The following is a 17,207-nucleotide window of genomic DNA, read 5'->3' on the forward strand; positions in this document are numbered from 1 at the left end:
TATTTTATCGGTAGTAATCCTATTCTGTTCCGGAATAAAAGGCTTGGATTAAAAGCTATTTAATGTTTGCAGAGGAAATTGGCTAATGGTGCTATAGTTTTTCTGATAGTACCTGAGTTTTGAAAAAAAACGTTCAGCATCCTCTTCCTGATTTTTTAGCGGGCTAAAATTGGCCGTAAAATTAGGGTTGTTAAATACAATTTGATAAAAATAACCGCCATTATAATTGTCGAACATTTCGGTTACCTGACTTATATTTTCCCAGTTTGAGAAAAAGTCCGTTTTCCGGTACAATATTGATCCATTTTTTAATTTAAAACTAATGCCGTTCTCATCCATAGATACTTTACAGTGAACGAAAATTTGTGTTCTGGTAATCCACATTATAATGAGCGCCATAATAATGAGGTAAAGAGATACAAAGATTAAGGTATAGGATTCAGGTAGTAATGCGGGTACTTTGAAGAAGAAAAACAATAAAAAGGAAATAAATAGCAAAGGAATACCGGCCATTGCAATTAATAACACTCTGTTTTTGTGATATTTTAGTTTATAGGCTCGCATGGCATTACTTTTTGTAAAGTTAAGCCCCGCTTTATACCTGTGAAATACTTAGTTCTAGGTATTTTTTGGTAATTACTTACCCGACCATTCCTTATAAAAATGTTCTAAGTAAAGCAGCATAAAATTGTGTCGCTCTGTAGCCATTATCTTACCGGTTTCGGTGTTCATCATATCTTTCAGAAGCAAAAGCTTTTCGTAAAAGTGGTTGATGGTTGGGGCTGTGGTATTTTTATAACTTTCTTTGGTCAGATGTGCTTCGGGCTGGATTGCCGGATCGTAGAGCACTCTGTTTTTAAACCCACCATAAGTAAAAGCCCTCGCAATACCAATAGCGCCAATGGCATCCAGCCTATCGGCATCCTGTACAATCTGCATTTCCTTCGAGGTGAAGCTGCCAGCATCAAAGCTATTTTTAAACGACATATTTTGGATAATCAGTTTAACATGAGCAATGATTTCGGGATCAACAGCAATGGATTCGAGGAAAGTCGCCGCCATATTGGGACCTAATTCTTCGTCGCCATGGTTAAACTTGGGGTCGGCAATGTCGTGAAGCAAAGCGGCAAAAGCAACTACAAGTGGGTTGCCATTTTCTTGCTCATTGATGGTTTTTGCAGTTTCAAAAACCCTTTCAATGTGGAACCAGTCGTGTCCCGCTTCGGCATTTGCTAAAGTTTTTTTTACAAAATCGATGGTTTTCTGGATAGGTTCCTGCATTGTGCTAAATTTTTCCAAAGGTATTGGAATTATTTGGCGGGGAAAATAAATGATATCAACACGGCGCTCAGCTAGCTTACAGCTGCCCGGCGCTCGTCATCCGCAATAATTTTGATCAAATCGTTATGATTAAGCGTTAACAGGTGCGATACCTCTACTTCTAAAATCGTGGCAATCTGAAACAGACGATCGATAGTTAGCTTGCTGTAGCCAAGTTCTATTTTACTGTAAGCATTTTGCGATATTTTGAGTTTTGCAGCCAGGTAATCCTGAGTATAGTCTCTGTATTCTCTAATCTTTCTGATATTCCCGGCAACATTTTTTGTCTTTAATGCCAATGTGTTTTCCATAAAAAGGTATTAATTTTAAACGTTTCTCTTCTCATTTACGAAAGTTATAGGCCTATAGTTTTTTTAAATTGATTATTTAGCACTATTAGGAATTACGTGAGCCTGAGAGACAACTTATTACAGCAACAATTGGATTTTGAAAAAGTTTTGAGCAGCCTGCGGCGCTGATAACGAGGTAACCAGGTTGAGGGAGAGGAGCGGAGGTGTTATGGGGATTTGGATCTAACCGGGTTTTGTGATCCTGATTTAAAAGATTCTGGGTGTAATGTTTGTTGAAATGGGGGTTAGTAAAGGCCCCAGTCGTCTTCAAATTCGTCTTTTTCGAAATATTTTACCCACTCAATAAACAATAAGCGAAATTTTTCGATTTCGGCCAGTACAATGTCTTTATACTCGGGCGTGCAAATCCCAAACATATCGGCAGCCCTTACCTGGGTTTCGAGCTCGCGGCAATTGGTTCTGATGATGGAAGCATTTTCCATGCGTAAAATATACATATCTGCACCTTCAGCACCCACAATTTTGGGGCATAGCATCAGTGCGTTCTGCATAATTAAGTTGGCAGTCAGTTCTGCCATTTCGCCTTCCAGTGTTTCGCAGAAGAGGGCAGCATATTTATATACCGCCCTGGCCTGATTATATAAGTTCTTAGCCCTGGATACTTTTAGCCTTACTTTTTCGGCGTCATCGGACGATAGGTTTTCTTCATCCTCATCATCCCGGCCAAAGCGGCTAAAATGCTCCCATTCGGGCATATGGTCCATGTCATCGAATTCCATATTCTTCAAAATTGGTTACGTTATGGAACGTAAGAGCGTGTAATATATTAAATTTCAATGAAAAAGACTAGTCTTCTGTTTTTGCGATTCTTCTCGAGCCATCATACAACTCGTACTCCAACAGCCTGCAGTCTAATTTACCATTATAAAATTCAATTTTTTTAGCAGCTTTTAAGCCTATTTTTTTAGCAAGATCGGGATTTCCGGTGAAAATATAGCCAGAATAGCCTTTACATTTTGTTTTCATGAAATCGCCCATGCGCTTATAAGTCAATTCCAGTTTACTGTGCACACCTAAACGCTCGCCATACTCGGGGTTAAAAACCACTGCACCTTTGCCATCTTCGGGTACGGGCGTTAGCTCAAAATCGCACACCTCGAACTCGATTAAGCCATCAACCCCGGCGGTTTTTGCGTTTCTGCGCGTTACCTCAACTGCATCTTCAGAAAGATCGGAAGCTACAATTTTAAGCTCAATATTTTTAATTACCTGCTCTTTTAATAACCTGCGCTCCGCAAAAAATACTTCTTCGTTATAACCCAGGATGTGCATAAAGGCATAATTCATGCGGTATAATCCGGGCGCACGGTTTGTGGCAATCAGTGCCGCTTCGATGGCTAAAGTACCCGAACCACACATCGGATTAATAAAAGGCGATTTTTTATCCCAGTTGGTGGCATAAATTACACCTGCAGCCAGTGCTTCGAGCATAGGTGCTTTACCTGGTATTTTGCGGTAACCATGTTTGGCCAGCGTTTCGCCCGAGGTATCGATAAAAACATTGGCTTCGGCATCTTTCCAGTATAAATGTACCACCGCTTTATTTACATCAGAGCCTGAATTGGGGCGAATGCCTTTTTTCTCTTTCAAACGATCTACAATTGCATCCTTTACTTTCAGGTTGGCAAAAAGCGGTGTAGTTATATTCGGGTTATCCACATTTGAGGTAACAGAGAAATAACCTGAAAAATCAATCAGTTCTTCCCACTCAATGGCTTTAATCTCTTTGTATAAATCGTCGGGGCTAACCGCTTTAAAATTTTTGATTGAATATAAGATCTGACTGGCGCAACGCAAGTTCAAATTCAGCTTTATACACTCTGTAACGGTTATATTGAGCTCAACGCCAGTAGCGAAAGCTCTTTCGATAGTGTAACCTAAAGCCTTAACTTCTTCTTGTAAATAAGGCGAAAGGCGCTTGTTGCAGGTAATAATTACCTTGCTTTTATTGTGGAAAACTTGCATCATAATATATGCGAAGTTATCAATAAAATTATAGAGATTTGATGTTTATAAGTACATTATTAGTATTGGTTATGGAAATTAAAGGAAAAGTACACGAAGTAGGTGCCACACAACAAGTAAGCGAAACGTTTAAAAAACGTGATTTAATAGTAGAATACGCAGAAAATCCAACATATCCTGAATATATCCGTTTTGAGGCTTTGCAAGATAAAACTGCATTATTAGATACATTTAAAACAGGCGATGAAGTTGAGGTTTTCTTTAATTTACGTGGCCGTCCCTGGACAGATAAAACAGGTAAAACATCATATTTTAACAGTTTGGTAATTTGGCGTATCAATGCCGTTGCAGGTGCTCCGGCAGCAGGTGCCCCAGCTTATGCAGCCCCGGTTGATGTAAGTAACGCACCAGGTGAGGATGATGATTTGCCTTTCTAAATAAAGAATCTTTTTTAAGCAAACAATTTTGAACCATGCCGGGGCTTTTGCCCCGGCATTTTTTTTGGCTGTTAAAATATGTTAAAAACAAGCATTTAGCGCTGTTTATCAGTATTTTTGATAAACTGTTGGGGTTTAAACAGCCCTTTTCTGATTTTTTTTAGTCCCGGTTTCGAAACTTATTCATGAAGAAAAGAAGTTTTTGGTTAATTACTGTTTTAATGACAGTGGCTTTGCTTGGTGTATTTGTAATGCAGTTGTATTACATCAGGGAGTCGTATAAGCTAAAATCACAGCTTTTTGATGAACAGGTAAACCAGACGCTTTCTACCGTGGTGAATAAAATTCAGCGCAGAAATGTTGCCGACCATTTAACCCGGAAAGATGCTGAAAATAAGCTAAAACAAATTCAGGATTCGAGACAACGTGCGCTGGATATTAAAGATTTGAGGCAGCAATATATGCAGGAAGCCGAATTGCGGCAGGCCGAAAGGGAAAATCAGATTGAAACTTACCTCAACCAGCAGGATAGTATTATCAGGGTATCATACCGGGCACCAAATGTAATTTCTGAAAGGGAATACACCTCTTTAACCTCGAAAAACGGCGATAAGCTGGATTTGCAGATGGATGCCTATATTGATATCAAAAGCCTGATATTAAAGGGCTACAGCATGCGGAGTAAGCCTTTTTCTGCTCCACCAAAGACATTTGAATTTAAAAGCCTGCAAAATTTACCCGATACCCTGAGGTATCTGGTTTTCGATCCGAGAGATGGTAGCCCCGGCTTTGCCAATGTACCTAAAATCCCGACGGATTTAGATAAGAAATTTAAGCGCGATGATGAGATTGCCAAGAAAAAGCTCGAACTGAAAATTGCTGCTTTAGGAAAAGATACCTTTTCTTACAATCGCTTAAGCATGGTAGAAGATGTATCGAAAGAATTGCAGGAAACCAATGTTCCGATTTATAAGCGCATTAATTTCGACTCGCTGGGTAGCATATTACGGGCAGAACTTTTGGCCAATAATATTACATTGGCGCCATCTTACCGGGTTTCTTTGGCGAAAAAAGATTCAACCATCTTCATGATGGCCGCTAATGTTAAGGGCGAGTTTTTACCCGGCAATACCTACAAAATACCCTTATTTGGCAATGATATTTTTCGCGATCCGGGAATGCTCTTTGTTAGTTTTCCCGATAAAAGCTCGGCAATTGTTGCTAACTTAAGTGCAACCCTGGCTTCTTCGGTAGGTTTGTTATTGGTGCTGGTATTTATCTTTTCTTACACGCTTTATGCCATTTTAAAGCAGAAGAAAATATCAGAGATGAAAACCGATTTCATCAACAACATGACCCATGAGTTTAAAACGCCTGTAGCTACCATTATGATTGCCAGCGAGGCTTTGAAAGATCCGGAGGTAACTGAAGATAAAGCAAGGCTTAAAAGACTGGCAGGCATTATATACGATGAGAATGTGCGGTTGGGCAGCCATATTGAAAGGGTGTTAAGTATTGCCAGGTTAGAAAAAGGCGAGCTTAATATGGAGAACGCCGAGGTAGATATGAACGATCTGATTATGATTGTTCTGGATAGTATGGAGTTGCAGCTGCAGAAAAGAAATGCCGTTATAACGGTAAATACCAATGCCGAAAATGCTGTTGTTTTTGGCGATGAGCTGCATTTATCGAACGTAATTTACAACCTGATTGATAATGCTAATAAATACAGCACCGATATCCCTGATATAACCATTACCACCCGCAATACCAGTAAGCATTTAATTATTGAAATTGCAGATAAAGGTATAGGGATGACCAAAGAACAGGCCAGGCGCATTTTCGATCAGTTTTACAGGGTGCCTACAGGTAACCTGCATGATGTAAAAGGCTTTGGTTTGGGACTGAATTACGTTCAGGATATCATTAAAAAATTAAATGGAACCGTTAAAGTAAGTAGCGAAAAAGATAAAGGAACTACATTCGAAATATCTTTACCTTTATAATGCTGTTAACCATCGGCACAAAAGCTGGCTTTATCGATACATTAAAATTTAACAGGTTTAATTTGCTTAATATAGTAGCGTATTAATTTAAAGTTACGTATAAATTAAACCGTTATGCAGATTACGAATCAAACTTTCAGTGTAGGTAATGCTACATATGTGAATAAAATTAAGAACATGAAGAAAATACTTCTGGTAGAGGACGATCCAAACTTAGGTTTATTATTACAGGACTATTTACAGCTAAAGGGTAAATTTGATGTAGTACTGTGCACTGACGGTGAAGAAGGGTTGCGGGCTTTTGGTAAGCAAAACTTCGATTTGTGCATTTTAGATGTAATGATGCCTAAAAAGGATGGGTTTACTTTGGGTAAAGATATCAGAAAGGCAAATGTGCATGTACCCATTATTTTTGCAACGGCTAAAACCATGCTCGAAGATAAAGCTGCGGCCTACGATTTGGGTGGAGATGATTACATTACCAAACCTTTCCGTATTGAAGAACTTTTGCTTCGCATAAACGCCATGTTTAAACGTGTGGCTAATAAAGCTGATAGTAACGACGAATCGGCAGAAACGCAGTTTTCGATTGGTCAGTATCATTTCGATTATACTACGCAGATTATTACCAATAATGATGTTCAGCAGAAACTTTCTACCAAAGAGGCAGAGTTGCTGCGTTTGTTATGCCTGAAAAAGAATACCGTATTAACCCGCGAAGAAGCTTTACTCAGCATCTGGCACGACGATAACTACTTTAACGGCCGCAGTATGGATGTGTTTTTAAGTAAACTGCGCAAATACCTGCGTGCTGATCCGGCTGTTGAAATTATCAACGTACACGGAAAAGGCTATAAATTACTCGTAAATTAAATGCAGTTTTAATGTTGTAACGTTATAAGGTTGGAATGTTCAGGTCGAACTTTCCAACATCAAACATTTCAATCTTCCAGCCTATAAATATAAGTTTTCTTGAATGGCTGGAATAATGCCTCTTTCCTGAGCGAGTTTAAACAAGGTATCAACCGCTTTACGGCCTTCTTCGCCCAGGTTAATGCTATATTTGTTTACGTAAAGTTCAATGTGCTTGTACATTACACTTTCTTCCATGGCCTGCGCATGCTGGCGAATAAAGTCAATACTCGATTTTGGATGGGCAAAAGCGTATTCAACCGACTGCCTGATTAAGCGGTTAACTTTTAATTGTACCTCGCGATCGAGATTACGGTTAATTACAATACCACCCAGCGGGATAGCACAACCGGTTAGTTTTTCCCAGTAATCGCCAAGGTCTACAATTTTGTTTAAGCCTTTATCCTGATAGGTAAATCGGTTTTCGTGTATAATCAGGCCTAAATCAATCTTTTCTTCCAGTAAAGCCGATTCGATTTCAGAAAATACTAGTTCCTGCTTGTTTTGCAATTCAGGATAGGCAATACCCAACAGAAAATTTGCCGTGGTGTATTTGCCCGGTATACCGATTTTAAGTCCGGAGTTTGGAGTACGGAGTTGGGTGGCTTCGCTATCAAAATCATTCTTGCTGATCAACAACGGGCCAACACCAAAGCCAAGGGCGCTACCTGCATCGAGCAGGGCATATTGGTTAGCAACATAAGCAAAAGCATGAAAACTTAATTTGGTAATATTTAATTCGCCGCGCAGTGCTTTCTGGTTTAGTGTTTCAACATCATCGTAATAAACCTCAAATTCTAAACCTTCAGTATCAATTTTATGGTGAATTAATGCATCGAAAATAAAAGTATCGTTAGGGCAGGGCGAAAAGCCAAGGGTAAGTTTCATAGCTCAAAATTAACTACTGTGGTAAATTAATCCGTCATGCTCAGTTCATTTCTCCAATAAAAGCAATGGCCCAGTCGTTCAGGTTTTTAATAGAAAGGCCTATTTGCCAGTTGTCTTTGTTTCGGGGCTCTACATAGTTAGATACACTTCTGATTTGCAGGCAATCGATATGAAACTGTTTGCAGGCATAAAAAACAGCTGCGCCTTCCATACTTTCAGTTGTGGGGTTTAGCCTTTTAACCAGGTTTTTAATGCTTTTTTCACTTCCGGTTACACAGTTCATGGTAATGCCTTTTGCCTGGGGTAAATCTAATTGGTGCTGGCTTCGGGCGGTGTAATGGTTATCGCCGAAGCCCAGGTCGGTAATGGTTAAAAAATCGTCGCCATTCTCGGCACCCAATTCGGCAAAGGTATCTTCGGTAATGTTTAATACCGTACCCAGGGCAATATTGCGGTCAAAACAGCCTGCAATACCAAAATTTACCACCAGGTTATATTTATGCGAGAGGTGCCTGCCCAAAGCAAAAGCTGTTGCTACCATACCTACTCCGGTAATGAGCAAATCGAAATTTTTGCTTTCTACAAAATCACCTTCAGGCAAATTAAAATGCTGGTAAAAAAAAGAAAGTTCGGCCTTTGTGGCTGCAACAACTAAAGTTTTCATAAAGTAAAGTTAGCAGATTGTTTTCATTAAAGTTTCAGGTTTTATGTAAGCTTTGGTCTTTAGTCTTTAAGCTTGAACCTTTATCTGTATATTTGCGGTTTATTTTATAGTAATGATTTACATAACGAGAAAAGCATCATTTAACGCAGCGCATAAGCTGGCCCGAACCGATTGGGATGATGATAAAAATAGTGAGGTTTATGGCAAATGCGCCAATCCAAACTGGCACGGCCATAACTATTGGTTATATGTTACCGTTAAAGGCGAAGTTAACCCCGAAACTGGTTTCCTTGTCGACCTGAAATGGTTAAAAGATGTAATGAATAATTATGTTGTAGATAAGGTAGATCATAAAAATTTAAACCTCGATGTCGATTTTATGAAAGGCAAACTGGCCTCGACCGAAAATCTGGCTATCGAAATCTGGAAACAGTTGTGGGCACCAATTGCAGAAAGTGGTGCAATTTTACATTGCGTAAAAATCTACGAAACTGAAAACAATTATGTTGAATATTTTGGCTAAAAACCTACATTAATGAGCGATAAAGACGTATTAAAAGGCGAGTCGATAGATGGGTATGTAAAAATAGACCGTTATAACGACGATAAAATAGAAGCCGTAGCTACACACTACAAAGATATTTTAGGGCAATTGGGCGAAAATCCTGAGCGCGAAGGTTTATTAAAAACTCCTGAGCGTGTGGCCAAAGCATTGCAATATTTAACACATGGCTACGATTTAAAACCTGATGAAATTTTAAGATCGGCTATGTTTGAAGAAGACTATAGCCAAATGGTTGTAGTTAAAGATATTGAAGTATATTCGATGTGCGAACACCACATGTTGCCGTTTTTTGGTAAGGCTCATATTGCCTATATCCCGAACGGACATATTGTAGGTTTAAGCAAAATTCCACGTGTGGTTGATGCTTTTGCGCGTCGTTTGCAGGTACAGGAGCGTTTAACCAACGAAATCAGGGATTGTATTCAAAATACCTTAAGCCCAATGGGAGTTGCGGTAGTAATGGAATGCAGGCACTTATGTATGGCTATGCGCGGGGTACAAAAACAGAATTCGGTAACCACAACCTCGGCCTTTACCGGTACCTTTTTAAGTAACGATAAAACAAGAGCAGAGTTTTTAAGGTTAATTACGGCAAGTTTAGATTAACCCCCTTCCCCCTTGAGGGGGCAGGATTTAATAGTAATAATTTTAACTAAATATTTAATTTCCCCTATAGGGGATTAAGGGGTATGAAAGCATATATTTTTCCCGGACAGGGCGCACAGTTTGTAGGTATGGGTAAAGACCTTTACGAAAACCCGGAAGCTGCAGCATTATTTGAAAAAGCTAACGAAATTATTGGTTTCCGCATTAGCGATATCATGTTTAGCGGAACTGATGAAGAATTGAAACAAACTAAGGTAACGCAGCCTGCAATCTTTTTGCATTCGGTGATTTTAGCTAAAGTTTTAGGAGCCGATTTTAAACCCGATATGGTTGCTGGGCACTCTTTAGGCGAATTTTCGGCTTTAGTAGCAGCAAATGCATTAAGTTTCGAAGATGGCTTGAAATTGGTTATTGCACGTGCAAATGCCATGCAGAAAGCCTGCGAAGCACAACCATCAACCATGGCTGCTATTTTAGGTTTGGCTGATGAGGTTGTAGAGCAAATCTGCGCAGATATTGATGCTGTTGTAGTGCCGGCAAATTATAACTGCCCGGGGCAATTGGTAATCTCTGGTAGTATTGAGGGTATTGATCTGGCTTGTGCCAAATTAACTGAGGCCGGAGCAAAAAGGGCATTGAAATTAAACGTAGGTGGTGCTTTCCACTCGCCATTAATGGAACCTGCAAAGATTGAATTACAGGCAGCTATTGAAGCGACTAACATTGCTGCACCGGTTTGCCCGGTTTATCAAAATGTTGATGCAAAGCCTTACACTGACCCTGCAGAAATAAAAGCCAATTTAATTAAACAATTAACCGGTGCTGTACGTTGGACACAGACGGTAGGCAATATGCTTGCCGATGGGGCAACCGAATTTGTTGAGGTTGGTCCGGGCAATGTATTGCAGGGATTGGTTAAAAAAGTAAGTCGTGAAGTACAAACCAGTAGTGCTGTAATCGCTTAATTTTATTTCCTTAAATATAATACCAGCGCCATAAACCAAAGTTTATGGCGTTGTTTTTTACCAATATTTAAATATCTTTATCCGTAGATGAAACTAAGCTTTGGTGTAAAAATAAGATTTCTATTGCTTGTTTTGGGCTGTTGTCTCATAGCAACTTCCATTTCTTTAAGCCGTTTTACCACCAAAAGCGAATTGCTTGATCATGATGCCAACGAGATCCAGCAAAACCTCTTGGCTAAAGAAAGATCTGTTGAAAGTTTTTTAGCCAATAAGAAAGAGGTTGCTAAAGCCAAACAATTTCATCTAAATCCGCAAGATGCCACCAATTTTATCGAAACCTATCGCAAGCAAAATGGCATTAATTTATTTACCTATCAAAATGATGAGCTTAAATTCTGGAGCACCTATAAAGTTTCAGAAATAGATCCCTCTGCTATAAAAGAAGGAAGTTCGGTGCTGTTCTTTTCAAACGGATGGTACGAAGTGATTAAAAGTGTACAGGGTAATTTTAGTTTTATTTTTCTCATCTCCATTCAGTCCCAGTATCCTTTTAAAGAAACGCAGTATTTTAAAAACGATATAGACCCGCTGTTATCCAAAACCAGGATTTTAACCTTTGCTTCTTTTACCGATAAAGATGTTTACACGATAAAGAGTCTCGATAATAAATTTCTATTCGGTCTAAAGGTTAAACCCGGCTATGCCGATACCTATTTCTCCGGCATTCAGCTTTGGCTTTTTGTGGCTGGAATGCTGTGTATCTGCATGTTTTTTAATTCGCTATGCTCGTTTATTGCAAGGCGCGGACATATTGCCTGGGGTACTTTTTTATTGCTGTTTTTCTTTCTGGCCTTTCGCTTAACTGATCTATACTTCGGCTGGTTTAACCACCGCTTTACATTGGATCTTTTTGATCCTAAAATTTATGCCGATAGCTTTTTAATGCCCTCACTTGGCGATTTTTTACTCAACGTAATCGCCATTACCTGGTTGCTTTTGTTTATGTACAATCACAAAGCACAATACCAGTTTCCGGGATGGATTAAGCGAAATAAATTTGTCGGTTTGTTTATTCAGGCAGCCTTAATGGTGTTTATTGGTAAGATTGTTTGGGATACAGACGATATCTTTTTCGGGCTGATCTTTAACTCCCGCATTAACTTCGATATTGTAAATATTTTAAAACTTAGCGGTACCAGCTGGGTGGGGATTGTAATTTTGTGCCTCGCCTGGTTCCAGATTTACCTCATTACCGTAATTTCGGCAACGGTAAGCAGCCAGTTAAACGTTACCAACAGAGAAAGGATTATTATTTTTCTGATCGGGTTTACAGGCGTGTTTATTTATAAGCTGTTTGTTGATTTCAATGCTTTTTTCATCGTTTTTGCCCTCGTTTTGTTTATCGTAGCCAGAGCGGTGTATTTAAAGGAAAGTAATTTTTCAATTGGCATGTTTGCCATTGTTTTTTTCTGCCTGGCTTTTAATACCTCTATTAAATACACCCGTTTTAAAGACATTAAAGAGCGGAACCTGCGCGAACCGATGGCGCGGAAAATACAATCGTCAGAAGATCTGAATGCCATTTTAGCCTTGGGCACACTGGGCAATGATATTGCTAAAGACGATTTTCTGGCCCGGTATTTTAATCAAAATAAAACGGCCAATTACGCCGTACTTAAAAATCACCTTAAAGATTATCTCGATGGTTATTTAAGTCGCTATGATTCGCAAATTTATCCGTACGACAGGTTAGGTACGGCAATGGGCAATGCCGATAGTCCGCCAATTGATAAATATAAAAATCTGGTTGAAGCCGGTTCGGTAAAAATCGATGGTTCCAACTTCTTTTATCAGGTAAATAATACTTTTGGCTATCAGGATTATTTCGGAATTATTTCGGTAGTTGATAATGGGAATTTACTCGGTACCCTCATTATCGAGCTCCGGTCCAAGCCTTACAATTACAATAACAGGCTACCTGATCTTTTGGGCGATCAAAAGCAGGCAAAAGACGAAGATTTCAGGGGTTATTCTATTGCCTTTTACAGCAATGATAAACTGCTTAACCAATCTGGTAATTATACTTTTCCTTTAGATGGCAGCGTGTTTAAAGGGAAAAAGGATGATTTTGTTACGCTCAGCGATGATAGCCTGCACTATAGCCACCTTATTTATAAGCCTTCGGCGAGTAAAATGGTAATCATCAGTAAAGCCAAGGTAGATTATGTAGAGCGGTTAGCCGCATTATCTTTCTTTTTTCTGGTATTTATTATCTTCTCTTTACTGCTTTACGGCTTAATATGGCTGATTAAAAACCTCGATGACGATAAGGTTGGCTGGTTTAGCATTAATCGCTCGTTAATGATCAATGCCAATAAAATTTTGTATAAAACGCGTATTCAGGTGGTAATTGTGCTCTCGGTAGTGGCCACCTTAGTAATTGTAGGCTGGGTAACCTATTACTACATGGATAAAGAATACCGCGGCCAGCAGGATGCCATATTGAAAGATAAGATCAGGAAAGTGCAGCAGAATTTCGAAAAGCAGGTTTTTAGCAATGGAATGATTTCGAACGATGAGAATGCTGCTGCGGATTTTAACAATTTCGCCGATATAAACAATGCCGACTTGAACTTATATGATTTGAGTGGTAACCTCACCATGACCACCTATCCGAAGCTGTATAGCTATAAAATTATTGGACGGAAAATGGGACCACTGGCTTATATTGCTTTAAATGGCCTGCGCCGCTCGGAATTTATCAATCTCGACGAGAAAATAGGGAATTTAACTTACGCAGCGGCTTATGCTCCGGTTAGGAATGCGCAAAATAAAACAATAGCTTATTTAGGTTTGCCCAATTATTCAAACGAAGAAGAATATAGCGATAAAATAGCCCTTTTTGTAAGTAACCTGATCAATATTTATGCGCTTGTTTTCGTTGCTATCGGGGTATTGGCCATCTTTTTGGCCAACCAGATTACAAGTCCTTTAACCTTTATTCAGGAAAGTATCAGCAGAACAAAAATAGGGCAACGTAACGAGCCGATTGTATGGCGCCGGCACGATGAAATTGGGTCGTTAATTAAAGAATACAACAGCATGATTGCGGCTTTGGAGGATAGTGCCCTTAAGCTGGCCCGTTCTGAGCGCGAAAGTGCCTGGCGCGAAATGGCCAAACAGGTAGCACACGAAATCAAAAATCCGTTAACCCCGCTCAAATTGGGGGTGCAGTTACTCGAAAAATCGTGGAAGGAAAAAGATCCGAACTTTGAACTGAAGTTTAATAAATTCAGCAAATCGTTTATCGAACAGATTGATAGTCTTTCAAAAATCGCTTCAGAATTCTCGAATTTTGCCAAAATGCCCGATACGAATTTAGAACGGCTGTTGCTGCTACCCATTATTGAACAGGCCAGAGAAGTGTTTAAAAGCACCGAAAACGTAACCATCGATGTGATAAACAAAAGCGACCGCGAGATTGAAATCATGGCCGATCACGATCAGTTGCTCCGCACTTTTAATAACCTGCTTAAAAATGCCATTGAGGCTATTGACGAAGATACTTTGTGCTGTATAACCATTGTTGTGTATATGGATGCAAAAAATGCCTATATCGAAATAAAAGATAACGGAAAGGGTATACCTCCATCTTTACAGGATAAGATCTTTGTGCCCAACTTTACCACAAAATCATCGGGTACAGGCTTAGGGCTGGCTTTTGTTAAACAGGCCGTAGAAAACGCGGGTGGTACGGTTAAATTTACTTCGGTAAGCGGTCTTGGAACTACGTTTTATCTGAATTTCCCTTTGGCTTAGCTAAGTATGAGAAAGAAGCGTTAATGTGATTTTACCGAAGTTCTACCTGGGCTTTCCCCATGGTATTGCCATCAGCATATAAGATTACGGTATAAATACCTTTTATAAAGGGCTTTGGGTTTGCCCAGTCGATAACATAGGTGCTGTCATCGTTATTGTAATTGATAAAAATAGAGTGGCTGTACTGCATGTCCTGTCCGTCGGCTTCGAAGTGGTTGCCTTCATCAGCCAATAGGTTTCCTGCCGGATCAAATACCCTGAGGTAAATGTTATGATGCCCTTTTTCGGCCAGTTGGTTTGGGATAATGGTAAAGCGTACGCTTAATTTTTCGGCTGTAGACGATCTGGTTACTTCTACTTTTTTTCCGCTCGATTTAGTTCTGAAGGCTATAATTTCGGCCGATTGAAGCTTTAGCACAGCAGCAGTTTTAACTTTTGCATTGAGGTTGCTGTTCTCACTTTCGAGGTTCGACGCTTTGTTGCTGATGTTTCTTAAGGTATTCTCCAGGCTATCGCGGCTGTTCTTTAAAAGGATATTGTCTTTTTGCAGCTGGATAATCTGATCGCTGTAATTCTTAACAAAGGTTTTCAACTCATTAATCTGCGCATTTGCCTTATCGAGCTCAACCTGGGTAATCTGGTTTTTCTCCAGGGCCAGTTTAAGTGCATCGATTTTTTTGCGCGCGTCTTTCTGTTCTTCAACCAGCTTTTCGTTTAAATCTAAATTAAGCGCATTAACCTTATCTAACTCCACTTCAATTTTTTCGACCTCAAGCCGCAGTTTGTCCTTCTCCGTACTTACGGTAACAAACCTTTCGCTCTGCTTTCGGTCTTTAAGAAACAAATAAGCATTTGTACCAATTAAAGCCGCTATAACAATTACCAGAAAGTAAATTTTGTTCCTATCACCTTTATTAACTTTTTGTGATTCCATTTTTAATAACGCTGTATCTTCTATAAATTAATATACTTTTGTTCTCCATAGGTAAATGGGGGGGTACACAATTAATTTTTAGGAGGCGCAAATTAAAATTTTTAATAAACTTATAAGAGTTTTTAAAAAAAATCGTTTACTTGCTAATGTTCATTTGTACTCAAATCAACACAAACACACAACCTGAATAAAAAAATAAGATAGAAATAATGCTTAAAAACTTCCTATACGCACTTTTATCCTTAACTGTATTACCATATATATTAAATGCACAACCATTATCAAAAATTGCACCAAAAAGGGAGTTTAGGGGAGTGTGGGTGGCAACCGTTACCAATATAGACTGGCCTTCCAAGCCTGGTCTCACTGTCGATCAGCAAAAACAGGAACTTATCGGTATTCTTGAACGCCATAAAAGTCAGGGCATGAATGCCATTATTTTGCAGGTAAGGCCGGCTGCCGATGCTTTTTACGCAAAATCGAGAGAACCCTGGAGCCAATGGTTAATGGGTAAACAAGGTCTGGCACCAGCTGCTGGTTACGATCCCCTGGCTTTTGCCATTAAAGAAGCGCATTTTAGAGGGATGGAATTACATGCCTGGTTTAACCCTTACCGGGCCAGCATGAGTAGTACTGCGGTGTTGAGCGAAAACCATGCTTATCGCCAGCATCCCGATTGGTTTTTTACTTATGGTGGTAAAAAACAATTCGATCCGGGTATTCCGGAAGTTAGGGAATATATTGTGCAGGTAATTCTGGATGTTGTAAAAGGCTACGATATCGACGGCATCCATTTCGACGATTATTTTTATCCCTACAAGGTAGAAGGCCAAACCATTAACGATGGCAATACTTTTTATAAATACCCCAACAATTTCTCTGATATTAAAGACTGGAGACGGAATAATGTCGATTTGCTGATTAAACAGCTTGATGATAGTATTCACCACTATAAAAAGTGGGTTAAATTCGGAATCAGCCCCTTCGGGATCTGGAAAAATAAAAATGAAGACCCTGAAGGTTCTGCAACCAGTGGTTTATCTAATTATGCCGAACTTTTTGCCGATAGCCGTAAATGGGTAAAAGAAGGTTGGGTAGATTACATTAACCCCCAGATTTATTTTACGTTTACCAGAAGGGTTGCGCCTTATGGTGTTTTGGTTGATTGGTGGAGCAATAATACTTACGGCAGGCATGTTTATATTGGTCAGGGCGCTTATCTGGTCAACTCGAGGGCAGAGGCTGCCTGGAGGAACATGAGCGAAATTCCTAACCAGATCAGATATCTGAGAGATAACAACCGGATTCAGGGAAGCGTTTTCTTCAGCTCAAAATCTTTGAGTACGGTAGCAAAAGCAGTTGGCGATTCGCTAAAAAACGATTTTTATAAGTACCCGGCTTTGCCACCACAAATGCCATGGCTGGATGAAGTACCGCCAAACGAACCACAGGCTTTAACTGCCGATGCCATGAAAGACGGGGTGCACCTGAAATGGCAACTTCCGCTGAAAGCCAAAGATGGAGAAACCGCTTCGGGTTTTGTAGTCTACCGCTTTAACGAGGGCGAGAAAATTTCGGTCCTTGATCCTAAAAACATTGTCAAAATAAGTTTCGAAGATTACCTATCCTTTATTGATACAAGCGTAGAAAGCGGCAAGCGCTATAGCTATCTGGTAACCGCCTTAGACCGCTTAAAAAATGAAAGTGAGCCTAGCGGCCCTGTTGGTGTAGAAGTGCCGCTGGCGAAAGAATAAG

At 39.7% G+C, this 17,207-nt stretch carries 16 protein-coding genes; 8 read left to right on the plus strand and 8 right to left on the minus strand.

The window, feature by feature from the left end:
* Window positions 1-48: 48 nt before the first annotated feature.
* From BLR37_RS09685 to BLR37_RS09705, 5 genes are all read right to left on the minus strand, one after another.
* On the minus strand, window positions 49-399 hold the full coding sequence (locus tag BLR37_RS09685; RefSeq protein ID WP_143009558.1) for a hypothetical protein: 351 nt from the start codon (window positions 397-399) through the stop codon (window positions 49-51).
* A gap of 237 nt (window positions 400-636) precedes the next feature.
* Window positions 637-1,281: an HD domain-containing protein gene (locus BLR37_RS09690; RefSeq protein WP_090767734.1), complete on the minus strand. Its 645-nt coding sequence runs from the start codon at window positions 1,279-1,281 to the stop codon at window positions 637-639.
* A 71-nt stretch (window positions 1,282-1,352) separates the two neighbouring features.
* Window positions 1,353-1,631, minus strand: a complete 279-nt coding sequence (locus tag BLR37_RS09695; protein ID WP_039477774.1) for a helix-turn-helix domain-containing protein — start codon at window positions 1,629-1,631, stop codon at window positions 1,353-1,355.
* A gap of 284 nt (window positions 1,632-1,915) precedes the next feature.
* Window positions 1,916-2,419 (minus strand): hypothetical protein, encoded by a 504-nt coding sequence (locus BLR37_RS09700; RefSeq protein ID WP_167356579.1) that lies wholly within the window; start codon window positions 2,417-2,419, stop codon window positions 1,916-1,918.
* Window positions 2,420-2,477: 58 nt separating this feature from the next.
* Window positions 2,478-3,656, minus strand: a complete 1,179-nt coding sequence (locus BLR37_RS09705) for a THUMP domain-containing class I SAM-dependent RNA methyltransferase (RefSeq protein ID WP_090767914.1) — start codon at window positions 3,654-3,656, stop codon at window positions 2,478-2,480.
* 71 nt (window positions 3,657-3,727) lie between these two features.
* Between BLR37_RS09705 and BLR37_RS09710 the strand changes: the two genes are divergently transcribed.
* The 3 genes from BLR37_RS09710 to BLR37_RS09720 all read left to right on the plus strand — a co-directional run bounded on the left by BLR37_RS09710 (window position 3,728) and on the right by BLR37_RS09720 (window position 6,972).
* Window positions 3,728-4,093 carry a DUF3127 domain-containing protein gene (locus BLR37_RS09710; protein WP_039477771.1) on the plus strand — a complete coding sequence of 122 codons (366 nt, stop codon included), beginning with the start codon at window positions 3,728-3,730 and terminating at the stop codon, window positions 4,091-4,093.
* 185 nt (window positions 4,094-4,278) lie between these two features.
* The gene (locus BLR37_RS09715) at window positions 4,279-6,099 is read left to right on the plus strand and encodes a sensor histidine kinase (protein WP_090767737.1); all 1,821 of its coding nucleotides are present in this window, start codon (window positions 4,279-4,281) and stop codon (window positions 6,097-6,099) included.
* Window positions 6,100-6,276: 177 nt separating this feature from the next.
* Window positions 6,277-6,972, plus strand: a complete 696-nt coding sequence (locus BLR37_RS09720) for a response regulator transcription factor (protein WP_208599624.1) — start codon at window positions 6,277-6,279, stop codon at window positions 6,970-6,972.
* Window positions 6,973-7,053: 81 nt separating this feature from the next.
* Here the strand turns inward: BLR37_RS09720 and BLR37_RS09725 are convergent, their stop codons facing one another.
* Both BLR37_RS09725 and mqnB read right to left on the minus strand, forming a co-directional pair.
* The gene (locus tag BLR37_RS09725) at window positions 7,054-7,899 is read right to left on the minus strand and encodes a menaquinone biosynthesis family protein (protein WP_090767741.1); all 846 of its coding nucleotides are present in this window, start codon (window positions 7,897-7,899) and stop codon (window positions 7,054-7,056) included.
* A gap of 40 nt (window positions 7,900-7,939) precedes the next feature.
* On the minus strand, window positions 7,940-8,563 hold the full coding sequence (gene mqnB, locus BLR37_RS09730) for a futalosine hydrolase (protein WP_090767744.1): 624 nt from the start codon (window positions 8,561-8,563) through the stop codon (window positions 7,940-7,942).
* Window positions 8,564-8,675: 112 nt separating this feature from the next.
* On the opposite strand from mqnB, the gene BLR37_RS09735 reads away from it, so the two are divergent.
* From BLR37_RS09735 to BLR37_RS09750, 4 genes are all read left to right on the plus strand, one after another.
* On the plus strand, window positions 8,676-9,086 hold the full coding sequence (locus tag BLR37_RS09735) for a 6-pyruvoyl trahydropterin synthase family protein (RefSeq protein WP_039477758.1): 411 nt from the start codon (window positions 8,676-8,678) through the stop codon (window positions 9,084-9,086).
* A gap of 12 nt (window positions 9,087-9,098) precedes the next feature.
* Window positions 9,099-9,734 carry a GTP cyclohydrolase I FolE gene (gene folE / locus BLR37_RS09740; protein WP_090767748.1) on the plus strand — a complete coding sequence of 212 codons (636 nt, stop codon included), beginning with the start codon at window positions 9,099-9,101 and terminating at the stop codon, window positions 9,732-9,734.
* An 83-nt stretch (window positions 9,735-9,817) separates the two neighbouring features.
* Window positions 9,818-10,699, plus strand: coding sequence for an ACP S-malonyltransferase (fabD, locus tag BLR37_RS09745; protein WP_090767751.1), 882 nt, complete (start codon window positions 9,818-9,820; stop codon window positions 10,697-10,699).
* Window positions 10,700-10,786: 87 nt separating this feature from the next.
* The gene (locus tag BLR37_RS09750; protein WP_090767754.1) at window positions 10,787-14,518 is read left to right on the plus strand and encodes a sensor histidine kinase; all 3,732 of its coding nucleotides are present in this window, start codon (window positions 10,787-10,789) and stop codon (window positions 14,516-14,518) included.
* A 31-nt stretch (window positions 14,519-14,549) separates the two neighbouring features.
* Here BLR37_RS09750 and BLR37_RS09755 read toward each other — a convergent pair whose 3' ends face one another.
* The gene (locus BLR37_RS09755; protein WP_090767756.1) at window positions 14,550-15,452 is read right to left on the minus strand and encodes a hypothetical protein; all 903 of its coding nucleotides are present in this window, start codon (window positions 15,450-15,452) and stop codon (window positions 14,550-14,552) included.
* Window positions 15,453-15,661: 209 nt separating this feature from the next.
* Here BLR37_RS09755 and BLR37_RS09760 point away from each other — a divergent pair, with 209 nt between their 5' ends.
* Window positions 15,662-17,206, plus strand: a complete 1,545-nt coding sequence (locus BLR37_RS09760) for a glycoside hydrolase family 10-like protein (protein WP_039477741.1) — start codon at window positions 15,662-15,664, stop codon at window positions 17,204-17,206.
* The last annotated feature ends 1 nt before the right edge of the window (window position 17,207 follow it).

This window comes from Pedobacter soli (assembly GCF_900101435.1).
Taxonomy (GTDB): Bacteria; Bacteroidota; Bacteroidia; order Sphingobacteriales; family Sphingobacteriaceae; genus Pedobacter; species Pedobacter soli.